The organism is Metasolibacillus sp. FSL H7-0170 (assembly GCF_038593115.1).
GTDB lineage: Bacteria > Bacillota > Bacilli > Bacillales_A > Planococcaceae > Metasolibacillus > Metasolibacillus fluoroglycofenilyticus.
This window is the reverse complement of sequence record NZ_CP151964.1, coordinates 3424312-3441019: the sequence shown is the minus strand read 5'-3', so window position 1 is coordinate 3441019 and position 16708 is coordinate 3424312. Positions and strand designations below refer to the sequence as shown.

The window sequence follows — 16708 nt, the reverse complement described above, 5'->3', positions numbered from 1 at the left end:
TGCAGGCTGTAAAATGAGCAACGTATGAGTAGTTGCCCGCTGGCATTGTAGTCCTATTATAAGACAAAGATAGTCAAACAGCAAGCGATAGCGTTGATTTTTTTGCTGCCTAATTTTACATCTAGATGCAGCGTTTTCTTTCCGGCTAAAACTTTCATCAAACTCCCCCGCCATTCTCACTGTTTCCCCCCACTTTCAAAAACCAGCCTTCGCACTATTCAAAATAAACCCTATAAAAAAGCACCACCGACAGCGTCCAAAATGCCGTGTAGTTGCACGGCATTTTGGACGCTTCCTTCTAGCGCTGACGGTCCTTGAAGACGCGTTCCATTTCGCGCTTTGCTTCTTTTTTACGGAGGTCGTCGCGTTTGTCGTGGTCTTTTTTCCCTTTGCCTAGACCGATTAGCAGTTTGGCGTAGCCGTCTTTAATGTACATTTTTAGTGGTACGATTGTGTAGCCGTCGCGTTTGACTGCGCCTACTAGCTGGTTAATTTGCCTTTTGTGCAATAATAGCTTGCGGTTGCGTAGTGGGTCGTGGTTGAAGCGGTTGCCTTGGTCGAATGGGCTGATATGCATGTTGTATACCCATGCTTCGCCGCCCCTTACGCGGATATGTGAATCCTTTAGCTGGACTTTGCCTGCACGGATTGATTTGATTTCTGTGCCTGTTAGGACAAGACCTGCTTCGTATGTTTCTTCAATAAAATAATCATGTCCTGCTTTTTTGTTTTGGGCTAGGACTTTGCCTGTTCCTTTTGCCATTTGTTACACCTCACAGCGAGCTACTCGAATAAGCAGCTCCTTCTCATCTCAGGTTGTGCTAGCCGGCATTGTGAGCGCGGCTAGCGGTCCCCTTTATTATCTTTTCTTTTTCTTTTTGCCTTTTTTGGCGATGCCCTCGTAGAATTTTGGTTTGTCCTTTGTTTTGCCGTCTTTACGGCGACCGCGCGGGTCACGCTCATCTGTTTTCCCTTTTCTGCGACTTGGACGTTCGTCGCTACGCTTTCTGTTGTCGCGTCGTTCTGAGCGTTCGCCACGTTTCTTTTCGCTGCGCCCTGCATGGATAACCTTTGGTACAACTTTGCGTGAGCGTCCACCATAGGATGTCACCATGCCAACAACTTCAAAGTCGATGGAGGATTCTTCGATGACTACGTTTGCCACACGCACTGTTATTTCATCACCAATATGGAAGCCACGCCCTGTGCGCTCACCGATTAATACCATATGGCGGTCATCGAAACGGTAATAATCATCGGTCATATTGCTAATATGGACAAGTCCCTCTACCGTATTTGGTAGCTCCACAAACATGCCGAAGTTTGTTAACGATGATACCATACCAACAAATTCCTCACCAATTTTATCAGACATAAATTGTGCCTTTTTCAGCGAGTCGGTGTCGCGCTCTGCCTCAACAGCACGGCGCTCACGCTCTGACGTATGGTCAGCAATTTCATCCATTGCCTGCTGCCATTTCAATATCGTTTCCTTCGATGTATCGCCATTAATTAAGTATGTGCGAATTAAGCGATGCACAATTAAATCTGGGTAGCGGCGAATCGGCGATGTGAAGTGCGTATAATAATCTGTCGATAAGCCGAAATGCCCTAGCGATTCTGGATAATATTTTGCCTGCTGTAACGAGCGCAATAGCATCGTTGAAATAACAGGCTCCTCAGGCATACCTTCAATTGAGCGAATAATTTCCTGTAATGCCTTCGGATGTACTGAATTACCTGTTCCTTTAACAACTAACCCAAAATTCGTTACAAACTCGAAGAAGCGCTGTAATTTTTCAGGCTTAGGGTCCTCATGTATACGATAAAGGAAAGGTAACTCCATCCAGTGGAAATGCTCTGCAATCGTTTCGTTTGCCGCAAGCATAAATTCCTCGATTAAGCGCTCCGCCACTGTGCGCTCACGTAACACAATATCAGTTGGCCAGCCTTCCTCGTCCACTAGCACCTTTGACTCCTTGAAATCAAAGTCGATAGCTCCGCGCCCCATGCGTTTTCTGCGTAAAATCGATGCAAGCTCCGCCATTTGCTGGAACATCGGCACAAGCTGCTCATAGCGTGTCACTACTTCTGGATGCTCATCTGGCTCCTCTAATATTTTATAAACGTCAGAATAAGTCATACGCTCGGTCGTGTTAATTACGCTCTGGAAAATTTCATGTTGCACAACTTGACCGCTACCATCAATAATCATTTCACAAGACAGCGTTAAGCGGTCTACTTGTGGGTTAAGCGAGCAAATGCCATTTGATAGACGGTGCGGAATCATCGGAATAACACGGTCTGTTAAATAAACAGAGGTCGCACGGTCATATGCCTCTTGGTCTAAAAGTGAGCCCTCTGTTACATAATGACTGACATCGGCAATGTGTACGCCTAGCTTGTATGTGCCATCCGCATTTTTCGTTACCGTTACGGCATCATCTAAATCCTTCGCATCCGCTCCATCAATCGTTACAATTGTTTCATTGCGCAGGTCGCGACGTCCAATTAAATCCTGCTCCACCACTTCGTCAGGTACTTGTCCTGCTGCATCTACTACTTCGCGTGGAAATTCAGGTGGAATATCATATTTATAAAGAATTGATAAAATATCGACACCTGGGTCGTTTTTATGGCCTAATATTTTCGTAATCATGCCTGAAGCTGATTTGATTTCATCTGGCCATGATGTTACTTCCACCACGACTTTATGTCCATCTACTGCGCCGAGTGTATCCTCTTTTGCAACATAAATGTCCATATTTAATTTTTTATCGTCAGGTATGACGAAGCCAAAGCCACGGTTCGCTTGGTATGTGCCGACAAAAGTCGTTTTGCTACGCTCAACAATTTTAGTTACCGTTCCTTCACGGCGGTCTCCCGCTGATTCATTTAACACACGAACTAATACGGTATCGCCATTTAACGCGCCATTAATTTCATATGGCGGGATAAAAATATCATCCATGCCTTCTTCCTCTGGCGTTACAAAGCCGAAACCTTTTGCATGTCCGATAAAGCGACCGCGTAATAAATTCATGCGCTCAGGTAAACCGTAGCGATTGGAGCGCGAGCGCACTATATAGCCCTGTGCTTCCATTTTGACTAAAGTTTTTACAAGCTCTTTAAATTCATCTGCTTCAATCATTTCAAAGGTGTCTTCAATTTCTGAAACAGTCATTGGCTTGTACTCAGACTTTTTCATCAGCTCTAGCAAGCGCTGTTGTAAATCATTATTTTGCGTCATCATTGTCCCTCCCTACTAACAAACATCTCTATTTCCATTATTCAACATGCCAATCAAGTGATTGTAAAAAGGCGTACACATCCTCATGCAGTTGCTCCTTTTCTTTATCTAGCGTAATGACATGTCCTGAATTGTCATACCATTTAATCGATTTCTTTAAGGATTCCACACCTTCGTAAATCATATTCGCGGAATCTGGATTAATTACGTCATCTTTTGTTGCTTGCACGACGAAAATCGGTGCATAAATCATATCAATTTCGCGGTACACATCGTCAACGAGCCCTTGCAAATCCTTTAAAGACGGCATGCCCTGATGACGAATTGCTTGCAATTCTATTTCGATTTGCTCGTCAGCTTTTCCTTCATATTTTTTATATTGTTTTGCATAGTCTAGCACACCATCAAACATAATATCTAATGTGCGCATCGTCATCGGTGAACACATTGTCACGATACCTTTTACTGGGAAGCTCATCGCCAGCTTTAATGAAAAAACACCTCCAAGGGATAGTCCCGCAACCGCTATTTCTTCATAGCCCTGTTCCTTTAAAAATTGATAGCCGTCCTGCACATCCTGCCACCACTGCTTTGGATTCGAAACGAGTAGCTCCTCTGGTGGCACACCATGCCCTCTATAATGTGGCGCATGAGAAGTGTAGCCTCTTTTTTCTAAAAAGCGCCCAAGCATGCGTACATCAGCGGAAGTACCAGTAAAGCCATGTAATAGCAATACAGCTCGCTTCCCTGCTTGAAAGAAAAATGGTTTTGGCTGTGTTAATTTCATTTGTCTTACCTCCATACTTTTCAACAATTACCCGTCTATTTTACATTATAAAGTAAAACAACCAATGATGGCGAAAAATCGAGTTTTTCTTTTATTGTTTACAGTTTTTTTGATTCTATTGGCGATTTCTCATATTTTATTGACGCTTGCCCTATTCAATCGGCTTTTCAATTGCTCAAATGAAATAAAAAAACTGCCTCATAAGCTTTCACACTTATAGGGCAGTTTTGTCTTATACTAATTAAATTTTTGTAATCGCTAATGCTAAAAGAAAGAAAATTACAGCTAAAACGATTGTTGTGCGATGTAAAATTAAATCCATCCCACGCGCTTTTTGTTTGCCGAAAAGTTGCTCTGCTCCACCAGAGATGGCCCCTGATAAACCTGCACTTTTACCTGATTGTAATAATACAGCAGCAATTAAAGCAATCGAAACGATAATAAGTAAAGTTAATAATAACGTATGCATACGTCCACCTCCTGCATCCCAAACATTGCAACAAACTACATTATACCAAATGCTTCACTGTATGACAATGTGAAATATTTTAACAGGCGTGTTGATTTCCGTTGCGGGGGACGCTTTCCTCGGGGTGTGGCTTCAACTAATTTATTTCGGCATTCGCCGAAATAAATGGATTTTCAGCTTGGAGCCAACACGATGTTGGTCATGGAGGCGTTGCCACAGGACGTGGCGACCTTAGCCTCCCTACACTTTTGTCCCGATGGAGTCGCCCCCTCCACTCCAATCAACGAGCGTATGCCTATGAAAAAAGCATTTCCCCTATAAAATACGCTAATTAATATACATTATTTACATAATCAACACACCTAATATTTTAACCTACTTGCATCTATGTTTTTTATCTACTAGGATAATGATAAGATTGGAGGTCCTAATCGTGCAAAAAATTTTAATTATAGAGGATGAGCCGCAAATTGCACGAGTTCTGCAACTGGAGCTTGAATTTGAAGGCTACGTAACGAAAGCCGCTTATACAGGAACTGAAGGATTAATTGCGTATCGCGAGGAGCATTGGGATTTAGTACTACTTGATGTCATGCTACCAGAGATGAATGGCTTCGAAGTGTTACAACGCATTCGTAAAAAGGACATTACACCTGTAATTTTATTAACAGCAAAAGGGCTTGTACAAGATAAAGTGACGGGTCTTGATTTAGGTGCGAATGATTATGTGACAAAGCCCTTTGATTTCGAGGAACTACTCGCTCGTATTCGGGCGGCGTTAAGGGTATCTCCTATGGCACAAATGCAGCAGGATGAGCTATGCTTTGCGGATTTGTCGCTGAATGAACAAACGCGAGAAGTGATACGTGCAGGACAAGCGATTCATTTAACACCGCGCGAATACGATTTATTAGTACATTTTTTGAAGCATCCCCAGCACGTACAAAGTAGAGAGCAAATTTTAAATGCCGTATGGGGCTATGAATATTATGGTGATACAAATGTTGTTGATGTCTATGTTCGATATTTGCGCCAAAAAATCGATGCGACTGGCACATCGCTTATACATACTGTACGCGGTGTGGGCTATGTATTGAAGGTAGTAAATGATGAAGCTTAAAACGAAAATTAATTTATTTTCGACATTGCTGACGCTACTTATTATGGCAACGAGCTTTACTAGTATTTTTCTTGTTTACAAGCAGTTCGCCTTTCAAACGGAATATACACAGCTACAAAATCGTGCTGATGAATTAATGAGTACGATTAGTAAAGTGGATACAAGCATAGATATTAGCTCCTTTCTACGTGCTTATATCCCATCTAATGGTGCTTTGCGCATTGTCGATGAAAACGACAAGCAGCTTATTTATATGCAGGCAACGACAACAGTGGAGCGCATCCCTTTCACATTAGAAAAGGGCGCTGATTATACCATTTCCTCTTGGAAAGATACGCCTGTTATTTCGATGAACTACCCTCTACTTTGGCCAACCGGGGAGATTGTTACACTAGAATTGGTTGAACCATTATACGGTATTGCGCAAAATATCGCGTTGTTAAAATGGATTTTAATCGCGATGGCACTTATCGCCATTGTACCTATTTATTTAGCAAGCTCTGTCTTAGCGGGAGTGATTGCCAAGCCTATTCAGCAGCTAACGACAACGATGCAACAAAATATTAAGACAAATCGCTATGAGCAGCTACCTTTAAAGGAAAATAAAAAAGATGAGATTGCTGAAATGACGACTACCTATAATGCCTTGATGCATCGTTTAGAGGACAACTATATGAAGCAGCAACAATTTGTTGGCAATGCCTCGCATGAGCTGAAAACACCGCTAACTGTTATCGAAAGCTACGCAAAGCTGTTACAACGTCGTGGCTTTCAAAATGAGCAAGTTGCTTATGAGGCTTTAACTGCGATTACAAAGGAAACTGCGAATATGCAGGATATGATTACACAAATGCTACAGCTTGCCTCTGTCAATGAAACTATCGAGATTAATTTAGCTACTACACATATAGAGCCACTGTTACAGGAAATCACAGCGACGATGCAGCAGGCTTATGCACGTGAAGTTCGCATACAGGGACAGAACTTTATATTGACAACAGATGCAGTAAAATTAAAACAGCTTCTCTATATTTTCGTTGATAATGCCCGAAAATATAGTGAGCAGCCAATAATAATTACGATGAAGCCTACAAAGCAAATAATTATTCAAGATGAGGGTCAAGGCATCCCCAAAAAAGATTTGCCACATTTATTCGAACGCTTTTATCGTGTTGATAAAGCACGTAGTCGCAAAACTGGTGGTACGGGGCTCGGCTTAGCAATTGCCAAAGAGCTTGCAGATTTACTCAATCTTGATATAGAAGTTAACAGTACAGTTGGTGTTGGTACAACTATTACAATTTCAGCTAAGGAAGTGATAATACGTGAATAAGAAAATGATTGTAATACTGATTGCTACATGTATCATTAGTTACGTATTATTTACTCGGTTAAATAGTGTTAACCAAAAGCAACCGTTAAGTGAGGCGGATGTGCAGGCTCATATCGACAAGCTCTATGCGGGTGAAGTGAAATCAATTGTCATGCAGGAGGATATTGCAGTTGTTTCCTTTGCAACACAAGAGGGCATCTATCAGGTAAATATCAACTTAGAAAATAGTCGTCCTTCTAATTTAGCAATAGTACATCAATTTGTAGGACAAACTGATGATAAAGAGGTTGCCCAAGAGAATTTAGCAGAGGAAGAAAGCGAGTCAAAACCTTCGGAGCAGCAAGTGGCAAAGCCTGAGCAAAATAATAATCAGAATAAAAACTACCTAATTTCCGAGCAGCAGGCTATCCAAATTGCCTTAAAGGAACAGGCTGGTGTCGTAGATAATGTTGATTTTAAAAAGACCGATGATGGGGGCATATATGAAATCGATATTGAGCATGGTGATTATGAAACGACATTTATTATTCATGCAATTACAGGAAAAATTCTATCTGTAGAGTTTGATGATTAAATTCTCATCAAATTCTAATCTTTCTCTAATAGTCATCTCATTTTCACTTTTTATAATTAAGCTATAACTAATTTGAGGAGTGAACTTGAAATGAAAAAATATTGGATTATCCCGACTGTATTTGCGGGAATATTAGTTGGCTATCTTTTTGCTCAAAAGGATTTAACAGGCTCAGCAGAAAAATCAAATGCTATTACAGCACAGGAAGCTAAAAATATCGCCTTAAAGCAATTTGATGGTCAAATTATTGATTTTGATTATGACAATGACGATAATATCCCACATTATGAAATCGAAATCAAAACAGCGACGGAAAAGCTAGAACTTGAAGTAAATGCGAAAACAGGCTCATTAACTGTTGTTGAGCGTGAAACATTAAATACAGTAAAACAACAAACTAGTAAAACTTCTGCAAATATAATGACAAAGCAGCAGGCAATGGATATTGCGCTAAAGCAAGCTTCTGGTAACGTCACAAAAGCGAAGCTAGACGATGGTGTTTATGAAATTATCGTTCGTGATGGTAGCATCGCAAACGAATTTAATATTGATGCACAAACAGGCGCAATTTTAAATCATACGAAATGGGATAATAAAAACATTTCTTATAAAAATGACAATGATGATTATTCGTATGCTAAGCCAGGCAACTTGATTTCATCAGAGCAAGCTATTGCGATTGCACAAAAGCAAGCATCCGGTCGCGTAATAAAAACTAAGCTCGATAAAGATGATGGTCTGTACGTATATGAAATCGAAATTAGAGATGGTCATATTGAGCATGAGTTCGAAATTGATGCTCAAACTGGGAAAATTTTAGAATATAGCATTGATGATTAACATTTCATATATAAAGGAGCTGTCGGGAGGGTTTTACCTTCCTGATAGCTCCTTTTTAAAAATTTGTTCTTCTATAGAATTTGAAGTTCTTTTGTTAGTTTCTGAATTGCATCCATTCATAGCGAGGTACCATCCATGTATGGAAATGATGTGTTGTATCTTCATTGTAGAAATAATACACATGTTCTATATATCAATTACGCCTCGGCGTAATTGTGTCGGGATTTTGAATTGTACTTGGACGATTGACTCCTTTCAAAATCCCTGACATCCGCCGGAGGCTTTAACTTCTTTCAGCGAGTGTTTGGCACCCGCTGAAATCGGTCTTATACTTGCATTCATCTCACCATCTAAAGAGGTGGAAGGCTTCTGCTGAAAGACGTTAAAACCTTCCTTTGCGCCGCTCTGATTTTTGTCAAAATATTTATATAATCAACCTTTTCATCCTCAGTCAATTCATCAAAACACTTTATATGTCTTTTAGAGACTACTATAATTAATCCTTTTATTGGATACGCGACATCTTGATGAGCATGAAAATATGCTGTTTCAATTACAGTTCCTCCATCTGGCTTAACGGCCCCGCTTGTTAATGCGCAGCTTAAACATTCGACTTCAACTATTTTTCCATTTGATAAAGTAATCTTCTTCATCGGCATTTCCCTTCCTACTGCAATTGAGCTGAATTTTTCTATAAATACAAAACAGGGCAGTCGGGAAATGCAGGTGTTCCCCGCTTTCTCGACCGCCCTTTTCATTTTATTTTAAATTATAAAACGTATCTAAGCCTAAATATTGTGCAGTTGCATCTAGTTGGTCTTCGATGCGTAGTAATTGGTTGTATTTTGCTACGCGGTCTGTACGAGATGGTGCACCTGTTTTAATTTGACCAGCGTTTGTTGCAACAGCGATGTCTGCAATTGTTGCATCCTCTGATTCACCAGAACGGTGAGAGATAACTGCTGTGTAGCCTGCGCGTTTTGCCATTTCGATTGCATCAAATGTTTCTGTTAACGTACCGATTTGGTTTACTTTAATTAAAATAGAGTTGCCTACGCCTTCCTCGATACCGCGAGAAAGCTTTTCTGTGTTTGTTACGAATAAATCGTCACCTACAAGCTGTACGCGGTTGCCGATGCGCTCTGTTAATAATTTATGACCAGCCCAGTCGTTTTCGTCTAAGCCGTCTTCAATTGAGATGATTGGGTATTTTGCTGTTAATTCCTCGTACCAGTCAACCATTTCTTCCGATGTTTTAACGACGCCTTCTCCATCTAAGTGATATTTGCCGTCTTCTTTATTGAATAGCTCTGAAGAGGCAACGTCCATTGCTAGGCGCACTTCTTCACCCGGCTTGTAGCCTGCTTTTTCAATAGCTTCTAAAATAACTGTAATTGCTTCTTCGTTTGAGCCTAAGTTTGGAGCGAAGCCTCCTTCGTCACCAACAGCCGTATTATAGCCTTTTGCTTTTAATACCGCTTTTAAGCTATGGAAGATTTCAGTGCCGATGCGCAGTGCATGTGTGAATGACTCTGCACCGACAGGCATTACCATAAATTCTTGAATATCGACGTTGTTATCCGCGTGTGCTCCACCGTTTAAAATATTCATCATTGGCACTGGTAATTGTTTCGCGTTGAAGCCGCCTAAGTATTGGTATAATGGCATATCTAAATAGTTTGCTGCTGCATGAGCAACCGCCATCGATACACCTAAAATAGCGTTAGCGCCTAGTTTCCCTTTGTTTGCTGTACCATCAAGCTCGATTAATGCTTTGTCTACTACTACTTGGTCTAGTACAGAGAAATTGTCCTCTAATGCTTCCGCAATAATTGTATTGACGTTTTCAACCGCTTTTAGTACACCTTTACCTAAATAGCGTGTTGTGTCGCCGTCGCGTAATTCAACTGCCTCATGTTCACCAGTTGATGCACCAGATGGTACGATTGCACGACCAAATGCGCCTGACTCTGTAAATACTTCTACCTCAACTGTTGGGTTACCGCGTGAATCTAATACTTCGCGAGCATAAACTTGTGTAATAAATGGCATGTTTCATTCTCCTTTTTGGATAAACTTATTTTGTTGTCATCATTAATGACTTCCCTGTCATTTCAGCTGGTTGCTCCACTTCGAGAAGCGCTAGCATTGTTGGCGCAAGGTCTGCTAAAATGCCGTTTTGCTCAAGCACTATATCTCTCTGTGTCACAATAACTGGAACAGGATTTGTTGTATGAGCTGTCATCGGTAAATCATTCAGTGTAATTACCTCATCTGAATTACCGTGGTCAGCCGTAATAATTGCTGCGCCACCTTTTGCAAGAATTGCATCAACAATTTTACCGAGGCATTCATCAACTGCTTCAATTGCCTTTATCGTTGGCTCTAGCAAGCCGCTATGTCCAACCATATCCGGATTTGCAAAGTTTAATAGGATAGCATCAAAGCGCTCCTCTTCTATTGCGGAAAGCAGGGCATCTGTTACTTCATATGCGCTCATCTCTGGCTTTAAGTCATATGTTGCTACTTTCGGAGAAGCAATTAAAATACGCTCCTCGCCAGGGAATTTGTCCTCACGTCCACCGCTCATGAAAAATGTTACATGTGGATATTTTTCAGTTTCAGCGATGCGAAGCTGCGTTAAGCCATTTGCTGCAATTACTTCCCCTACAGTATTCACTAAATTATCGTTTTCATAAGCAACGAGTGCATTCACCTCATCACTATAATGTGTGAATGATACGAACATCACATTTTCAGGATGCTTTTCTGATTGCTCAAATCCGTTAAATGCTGGATTTGTAAATACTGTCGAAAGCTGAATTGCACGGTCTGGTCGGAAGTTGAAAAAGATAATCGCATCATTCGTATCAACTGTCGCAGTCGGTTGCCCTTCTTTCGTAATGACAAACGGCACAACAAATTCATCAACAACTTCACGCGTATAGGAGGACGACACACCCTCCTTTGCAGTTGCCGCTGTTTGACCAACACCGTCTACTAATGCTTTATAGGATAGTTCCACACGTTCCCAGCGTTTGTCACGGTCCATCGCATAATAGCGACCGTGAATTGTTGCAAATGAACCGATGCCGATTTCAGCCATTTGCTTTTCTGTTTCCTCAATATATTCTAACGCAGTCGTTGGACCAACATCACGTCCGTCTAAAAAGCCGTGCACGTATACATCCTCGGCTCCATTTGCCTTCGCTAAATTGAGCAATGCAAAAAGATGCTCATAATGGCTATGGACACCACCGTCAGATAAAAGCCCCATTAAATGCAACTTTGAGCCATGCTTTTTCACATGTTCTACCGCTTGCAAAAGTGCCTCATTGCGGAAAAAATCACCTTCACGGATAGACTTATTAATACGCGTTAAGCTTTGATAAACGATTCGACCTGCACCGATGTTTAAATGTCCAACCTCTGAATTACCCATTTGACCATCTGGCAGGCCTACCGCCTCACCACTTGCTGTTAATGTCGTATGCGGATAGACGTTCCAGTAACGGTCAAAGTTTGGTTTGTTTGCCTGCGCCACTGCGTTTCCTTTTACTTCGTCACGTAGCGCAAAGCCGTCTAAAATAATTAATGCTACTGGCTTTTTAGGCATTTGCCCCCGCCTCCAATAATTTTAAATATGATTCGGGCTGTAAGCTTGCGCCGCCAACTAATGCACCATCGATATGTTCCTTAGAAAGTAGCTCGACAATATTATCTGGTTTTACAGAGCCACCGTATTGAATGCGAATTGCCTCCGCTACGTTGTTTCCATATAGCTCCTCTACAACTGCGCGAATAGCGCCACATGTCTCATTGGCATCATCAGCAGTTGCTGTTTTCCCTGTACCAATTGCCCAAATTGGCTCATAGGCAATAACCATATGTGCCACTTCTTCGCCTGTAAAGCCTTGCAATGCCGCACGAATTTGTGCTGACACTTTCGCTGTCGTTTGCCCCGCTTCTCGCTCCTCTAGCGTTTCACCACAGCAAATAATTGGTACAATGCTATGCTCTAGAGCTGCACGCGCCTTTTTATTAACTGCTTCGTCTGTTTCATTAAACATTTCACGGCGCTCTGAGTGACCTAAAATTACATAGTCCACACCTACACTCGCTAGCTGTGCTGGGCTTATTTCCCCAGTAAATGCACCTTCATTTTCGAAGTGCATATTTTGTGCGCCAATTGCTAGCTCTGACTCAGCCTGAATTTGCACAAGTATTGGCAAATAAAGAGCCGGTGCACAAACGACTGCGTCCACTTTATCACTTGATGGAATTTTATCTTGTAGTGCTTCTACAAATTCAACTGCTTCATCAAATGTTTTATACATTTTCCAGTTTCCTGCAATAATTGGTTTACGCATCTTTTTGCCTCCAATAAATAAGTTATTTTATTTATCATTTAACGCGACGATACCTGGAAGTTCCTTACCTTCCATCAACTCTAAGCTTGCACCGCCACCTGTTGAAATATGATTCATCTGGCTTGCTACTTCGAATTTTTCAACAGCTGCTGCCGAATCGCCGCCACCAATTACAGTGTAGCCCTCTGTTGCAGCCATTGCGTTTGCAACTGTTTTTGTACCGTTTGCGAATTTTTCCATTTCGAATACGCCCATTGGCCCATTCCAAATAATTAGTTTTGAATTTGCAATAACATCTGCGTAGCTTGCCGCTGTTTTTGGTCCAATATCAAGTCCCATCCAGCCTGCTGGAATTGCATCAATATCTACTACCTGAGTAGCTGCATCCTTTGAAAATGCATCTGCTACAACAGCATCAATCGGCATATGTAATTGCACGCCTTTTTCCTTCGCCTTATCAATAAAGCTTTTCGCTAGCTCGATTTTATCTTCTTCTAGTAAAGAGTTTCCGATATCATGCCCTAGAGCTTTAATAAATGTAAACGATAGACCGCCACCAATAATTAAGTGGTCTACTTTTTCTAATAAATTTTCGATTACACCGATTTTATCCTTTACCTTCGCACCGCCGATAATTGCTGTAAATGGACGCTCTGGATTCGATAAAGCCTTCCCTAAGACATCCAGTTCCTTTTCCATTAGAAAACCTGATACTGCAGGGATATATTTAGCAATCCCTTCTGTCGTTGCGTGTGCACGGTGCGCTGCACCAAATGCGTCATTTACATAAACATCAGCTAGTTTAGCAAAGCTTTGTGCCAACTCTGGGTCGTTCTTCTCCTCGCCTTTATGGAAGCGAACATTTTCTAATAATACGATATCACCCTCTTGCATTTTAGCAATCGCCGCTTCTACCGTTTCACCGATTGATTCGTCTAATTTTGTTACAGGACGCTCAATTAATTGTGCTAGGCGTGTTCCTACTGCTGTTAGACGCATTTCCTCATTTATCTCCCCTTTAGGGCGACCTAAATGCGATGCTAAAATAACTTTTGCACCTTGCTCAACTAAATATTGAATTGTCGGTAATGCCGCGCGAATACGCGTATCATCTGTAATGCGACTATCTTCCATAGGCACGTTAAAATCAACACGTACAAAGACACGCTTCCCTTTTATATTAATATCCTTCATCGTCTTTTTACTCAACATAAAAAAGCTCCCTTCAACTTTTAGCGCACTTAGTTTTATAGTAGCAAAAGTTACATTCAATGTCTTGCCATTTACGAACTAAATATGAACGAAAAATGAAAATTCGGCTAGCGTCCAAAAAGCCGTGCAGTTGCCGGCATTTTGAACGCTGGCAGGTAGTGTTTTGGTAAAATGTTTGCTCATTAAAATAAAGAGGGCTTTCTTTTAATACAGTGCCGAAACAATTGTACCTGTCACTAAGCTATTAGTACAAAAAAACACCTGCAGTAGTCACAATCAATTACGCCGAGGCGTAATTGCGTCCAGATTTTTTTCGAGCAAGCTCGAAAAAAATCTGTGACATCCGCGGGAGGCTTTATCATGATTCAGCAGGTGTTTGAACACCCACTGAATAAAATGCAAGATAAGCATTCCTCTCGCCACCTATGAAGATGGGAGTTTCATGATAAATTGTCATTATCCTCGTCGCAAAAGGGCCGTCTCAAAATGATTTTTCAGACGACCCCTTTCTTCTTGTTGACTCAGGCTATATTATTTTTTGAAACCTTTGCTTGCTACATATAGTGCAAGATCTAATAAACGTGCAGAGTAACCACTTTCGTTATCATACCATGAAATAACTTTTACTAGTTTATTTTCTAGCACCATTGTAGATAGTCCGTCGATTGTTGAAGAGCTTACGTTGCCATTGTAATCAGTTGATACTAATGGTAGCTCATTGTAATCTAAAATACCTTTTAATTCGCCTTCTGCTGCTTCTTTTAATGCTGCATTTACTTCTTCAACTGTTACGTCTTTTTTTAATGTTGCAACTAAGTCTACACAAGATACGTTTGGTGTTGGTACACGCATTGAGAAGCCATCTAATTTACCTTTTAACTGAGGTAATACTTTTGATACTGCTACTGCTGCACCCGTTGTAGTTGGAATCATTGATAACGCACCAGCACGCGCACGACGTAAGTCAGGGTGTGGTAAGTCAAGAATGCGTTGGTCATTTGTATAAGAGTGGATTGTTGTCATTAATCCGCGCTCGATACCAAATTTTTCGTCTAATACTTTTGCCAATGGTGCAAGACAGTTTGTTGTACAAGAAGCATTCGATAATACATCATCTGTTTCTGGATTGTAATCTTCGTGGTTTACACCCATTACATATGTTGGTACATCACCTTTTGCCGGAGCTGAAAGAATCGCTTTTTTCGCACCTGCTTGTAAATGATAGCTTAACTTTTCTTTATTGTTAAAAATACCTGTACATTCAAGTACAATGTCTACACCTAATTCGCCCCAAGGTAATTGTGTTGGGTCTTTTTCTGCATATACTTTAATTTCTGTACCGTTAACAGTGAAAGAATTTTCCCCTGCTTTCACATCAGCATCATAGATACCGTGTACTGAGTCATACTTTAATAAGTGTGCAAGCTGACCAGCATCTGTTAAGTCGTTGATTGCAACTACTTCCACTTCACTGTTATTCATTGCTTCACGAAATACTTTGCGTCCAATACGTCCGAATCCATTAATTGCTAATTTTACTGCCATGTGAAATTCCTCCAAAAATTTATTTATAAGAGCTTATTTGCCCATTATAGATTTTCTAAAATTGCATTTGCTGCACTTTCATCGGTAATGAAAATTGTATTTTTTACTGCATTTTTAAAATATGCCTGTACCGATTTTGCCTTACTTGCTCCCGCTGCAATCGCGATAATTAAATCACTTTGCTGCACTTGTTCTAGCTGAATTCCGATTGTGCGAATATGGTGCACAATTTGCCCTTGTTCGTCGAAATAATAGCCAAATGCTTCACCAATCGCGCCTTTGTTCAGCAATAATTGTTTGTCTTGTTCTGTACTTTGCCTGCGGTCAGCCATTTCCATTGCATCACCTATGCCATGAATTACGATATTAATATTGTCGTAAAGTTCAATCATTTCCTTAACAATTGGTTCATCTTTCATAGCACTGTATGCTTGTTCGCTTAAATGCTCTGGTAAAAATAGCGTGCGATACGTTGCGTGACACCGCTCGGCAAATTGTGCAACGAGCGTGTTCGCTTGCATTGTCATTTCATCACCAATCCCACCTCGTGCAGCAATAAATTGTGCACTTTGCAAAGCTTTAGAAGGTTGTAGATATGGCCCAATCGAGCCAACTGAGCTACCTCCTGTCACCGCTATTTTGCAGTTCGGCTGTGCTTTTTGCATAACAAGTGTTGCAGCCTCTTTTCCTATTAAAGAATAAGTGCTCACATCTTGCTCAATATCACTTGGGACGATAATAACTTTGCTAATTTGAAGCGCAGTCTGAAGCTGTTGCTCTTTTTTGGAAATACCCATTAACTCGTTAAACAATGTTTTTAATTGCTCTAAAACGGTATACCCAAGTTCTGTGCAAACCATGCCTTTGACCTGAATTTGAATTAATTGCTGGTCATTTAAAATTTGCGTCTCTTTACGAACATCGCGTTCTGTAAGCTGTAAAATATCAGCTAAAGCTCTTCTTCCGATAGGGCTTTGTAATGCAATTGCCTGCAATAATCGAAAGCGCTTCGTCAGCAAATCATCCATTTCCGGCACCAATTTGCGCTGCATTTCATATAAAGAATTACCGTTCAACAACATCACCTTCCATAAAGTGAAGCCTCAATCAATTGTTGCTTAATATAAGTAGGTATATCTTCGGGTCATTTTTTGTCCCACCAATAAAAAATCGTCCCACTTAGAGTAAAAAAAATTACCTTTCGACTA

The 16708-nt window shown here is 40.9% G+C and carries 15 protein-coding genes and 1 pseudogene; 4 read left to right on the top strand and 12 right to left on the bottom strand.

Going from position 1 to position 16708, the window contains the following annotated elements; all coding sequences use genetic code 11:
• Positions 1–298 precede the first annotated feature (298 nt).
• The 4 genes from smpB to secG all read right to left on the bottom strand — a co-directional run bounded on the left by smpB (position 299) and on the right by secG (position 4506).
• A complete protein-coding gene (gene smpB / locus MHH70_RS16115; RefSeq protein ID WP_066167037.1) occupies positions 299–763 on the bottom strand; it encodes an SsrA-binding protein SmpB in 465 nt (154 codons plus the stop codon).
• Between the two features lie 96 nt (positions 764–859).
• On the bottom strand, positions 860–3250 hold the full coding sequence (rnr, locus tag MHH70_RS16110; protein WP_342473222.1) for a ribonuclease R: 2391 nt from the start codon (positions 3248–3250) through the stop codon (positions 860–862).
• Positions 3251–3287: 37 nt separating this feature from the next.
• Positions 3288–4037 (bottom strand): carboxylesterase, encoded by a 750-nt coding sequence (locus MHH70_RS16105; RefSeq protein ID WP_342471954.1) that lies wholly within the window; start codon positions 4035–4037, stop codon positions 3288–3290.
• Positions 4038–4278: 241 nt separating this feature from the next.
• A complete protein-coding gene (gene secG, locus MHH70_RS16100; RefSeq protein WP_066167045.1) occupies positions 4279–4506 on the bottom strand; it encodes a preprotein translocase subunit SecG in 228 nt (75 codons plus the stop codon).
• A gap of 430 nt (positions 4507–4936) precedes the next feature.
• On the opposite strand from secG, the gene MHH70_RS16095 reads away from it, so the two are divergent.
• The 4 genes from MHH70_RS16095 to MHH70_RS16080 all read left to right on the top strand — a co-directional run bounded on the left by MHH70_RS16095 (position 4937) and on the right by MHH70_RS16080 (position 8373).
• Positions 4937–5626: a response regulator transcription factor gene (locus MHH70_RS16095; protein WP_342473221.1), complete on the top strand. Its 690-nt coding sequence runs from the start codon at positions 4937–4939 to the stop codon at positions 5624–5626.
• Positions 5613–6959, top strand: a complete 1347-nt coding sequence (locus MHH70_RS16090; protein WP_342471953.1) for an ATP-binding protein — start codon at positions 5613–5615, stop codon at positions 6957–6959. Before MHH70_RS16095 ends, MHH70_RS16090 begins: the two co-directional genes overlap by 14 nt.
• Positions 6952–7533: a PepSY domain-containing protein gene (locus MHH70_RS16085; protein WP_342471952.1), complete on the top strand. Its 582-nt coding sequence runs from the start codon at positions 6952–6954 to the stop codon at positions 7531–7533. The genes MHH70_RS16090 and MHH70_RS16085 overlap by 8 nt, the downstream gene beginning before the upstream one ends.
• Before the next feature lie 90 nt (positions 7534–7623).
• Entirely contained in the window at positions 7624–8373 is a 750-nt protein-coding gene (locus MHH70_RS16080) for a PepSY domain-containing protein (RefSeq protein ID WP_342471951.1), read from the top strand.
• 106 nt (positions 8374–8479) lie between these two features.
• Here the strand turns inward: MHH70_RS16080 and MHH70_RS16075 are convergent.
• From MHH70_RS16075 to MHH70_RS16040, 8 genes and pseudogenes are all read right to left on the bottom strand, one after another.
• Positions 8480–8563 (bottom strand): annotated as a pseudogene (locus MHH70_RS16075) (diadenosine tetraphosphate hydrolase); the annotation flags it as partial.
• A 160-nt stretch (positions 8564–8723) separates the two neighbouring features.
• A complete protein-coding gene (locus MHH70_RS16070; protein WP_342471950.1) occupies positions 8724–9026 on the bottom strand; it encodes a hypothetical protein in 303 nt (100 codons plus the stop codon).
• Between the two features lie 106 nt (positions 9027–9132).
• Positions 9133–10425 carry a phosphopyruvate hydratase gene (gene eno, locus MHH70_RS16065; protein ID WP_107943267.1) on the bottom strand — a complete coding sequence of 431 codons (1293 nt, stop codon included), beginning with the start codon at positions 10423–10425 and terminating at the stop codon, positions 9133–9135.
• A gap of 25 nt (positions 10426–10450) precedes the next feature.
• Entirely contained in the window at positions 10451–11989 is a 1539-nt protein-coding gene (gpmI, locus tag MHH70_RS16060) for a 2,3-bisphosphoglycerate-independent phosphoglycerate mutase (RefSeq protein WP_342471949.1), read from the bottom strand.
• On the bottom strand, positions 11982–12743 hold the full coding sequence (tpiA, locus tag MHH70_RS16055; protein WP_066167061.1) for a triose-phosphate isomerase: 762 nt from the start codon (positions 12741–12743) through the stop codon (positions 11982–11984). Before tpiA ends, gpmI begins: the two co-directional genes overlap by 8 nt.
• A gap of 27 nt (positions 12744–12770) precedes the next feature.
• Positions 12771–13952: a phosphoglycerate kinase gene (locus tag MHH70_RS16050; RefSeq protein ID WP_201261945.1), complete on the bottom strand. Its 1182-nt coding sequence runs from the start codon at positions 13950–13952 to the stop codon at positions 12771–12773.
• Positions 13953–14486: 534 nt separating this feature from the next.
• Positions 14487–15500, bottom strand: coding sequence for a type I glyceraldehyde-3-phosphate dehydrogenase (gene gap / locus MHH70_RS16045; RefSeq protein ID WP_066167068.1), 1014 nt, complete (start codon positions 15498–15500; stop codon positions 14487–14489).
• 44 nt (positions 15501–15544) lie between these two features.
• On the bottom strand, positions 15545–16582 hold the full coding sequence (locus MHH70_RS16040) for a sugar-binding domain-containing protein (RefSeq protein ID WP_066167072.1): 1038 nt from the start codon (positions 16580–16582) through the stop codon (positions 15545–15547).
• Positions 16583–16708 lie beyond the last annotated feature (126 nt).

What these genes read in the sequence shown, in the direction of transcription:
- rnr (WP_342473222.1), bottom strand. Translation starts at nt 3,250, where the DNA reads ATGACGCAAAATAATGATTTACAACAGCGCTTGCTAGAGCTGATGAAA.
- gpmI (WP_342471949.1), bottom strand. Translation starts at nt 11,989, where the DNA reads ATGCCTAAAAAGCCAGTAGCATTAATTATTTTAGACGGCTTTGCGCTA.
- secG (WP_066167045.1), bottom strand. Translation starts at nt 4,506, where the DNA reads ATGCATACGTTATTATTAACTTTACTTATTATCGTTTCGATTGCTTTA.
- MHH70_RS16040 (WP_066167072.1), bottom strand. Translation starts at nt 16,582, where the DNA reads ATGTTGTTGAACGGTAATTCTTTATATGAAATGCAGCGCAAATTGGTG.
- smpB (WP_066167037.1), bottom strand. Translation starts at nt 763, where the DNA reads ATGGCAAAAGGAACAGGCAAAGTCCTAGCCCAAAACAAAAAAGCAGGA.
- tpiA (WP_066167061.1), bottom strand. Translation starts at nt 12,743, where the DNA reads ATGCGTAAACCAATTATTGCAGGAAACTGGAAAATGTATAAAACATTT.
- MHH70_RS16105 (WP_342471954.1), bottom strand. Translation starts at nt 4,037, where the DNA reads ATGAAATTAACACAGCCAAAACCATTTTTCTTTCAAGCAGGGAAGCGA.
- MHH70_RS16090 (WP_342471953.1), top strand. Translation starts at nt 5,613, where the DNA reads ATGATGAAGCTTAAAACGAAAATTAATTTATTTTCGACATTGCTGACG.
- MHH70_RS16070 (WP_342471950.1), bottom strand. Translation starts at nt 9,026, where the DNA reads ATGAAGAAGATTACTTTATCAAATGGAAAAATAGTTGAAGTCGAATGT.
- eno (WP_107943267.1), bottom strand. Translation starts at nt 10,425, where the DNA reads ATGCCATTTATTACACAAGTTTATGCTCGCGAAGTATTAGATTCACGC.
- gap (WP_066167068.1), bottom strand. Translation starts at nt 15,500, where the DNA reads ATGGCAGTAAAATTAGCAATTAATGGATTCGGACGTATTGGACGCAAA.
- MHH70_RS16080 (WP_342471951.1), top strand. Translation starts at nt 7,624, where the DNA reads ATGAAAAAATATTGGATTATCCCGACTGTATTTGCGGGAATATTAGTT.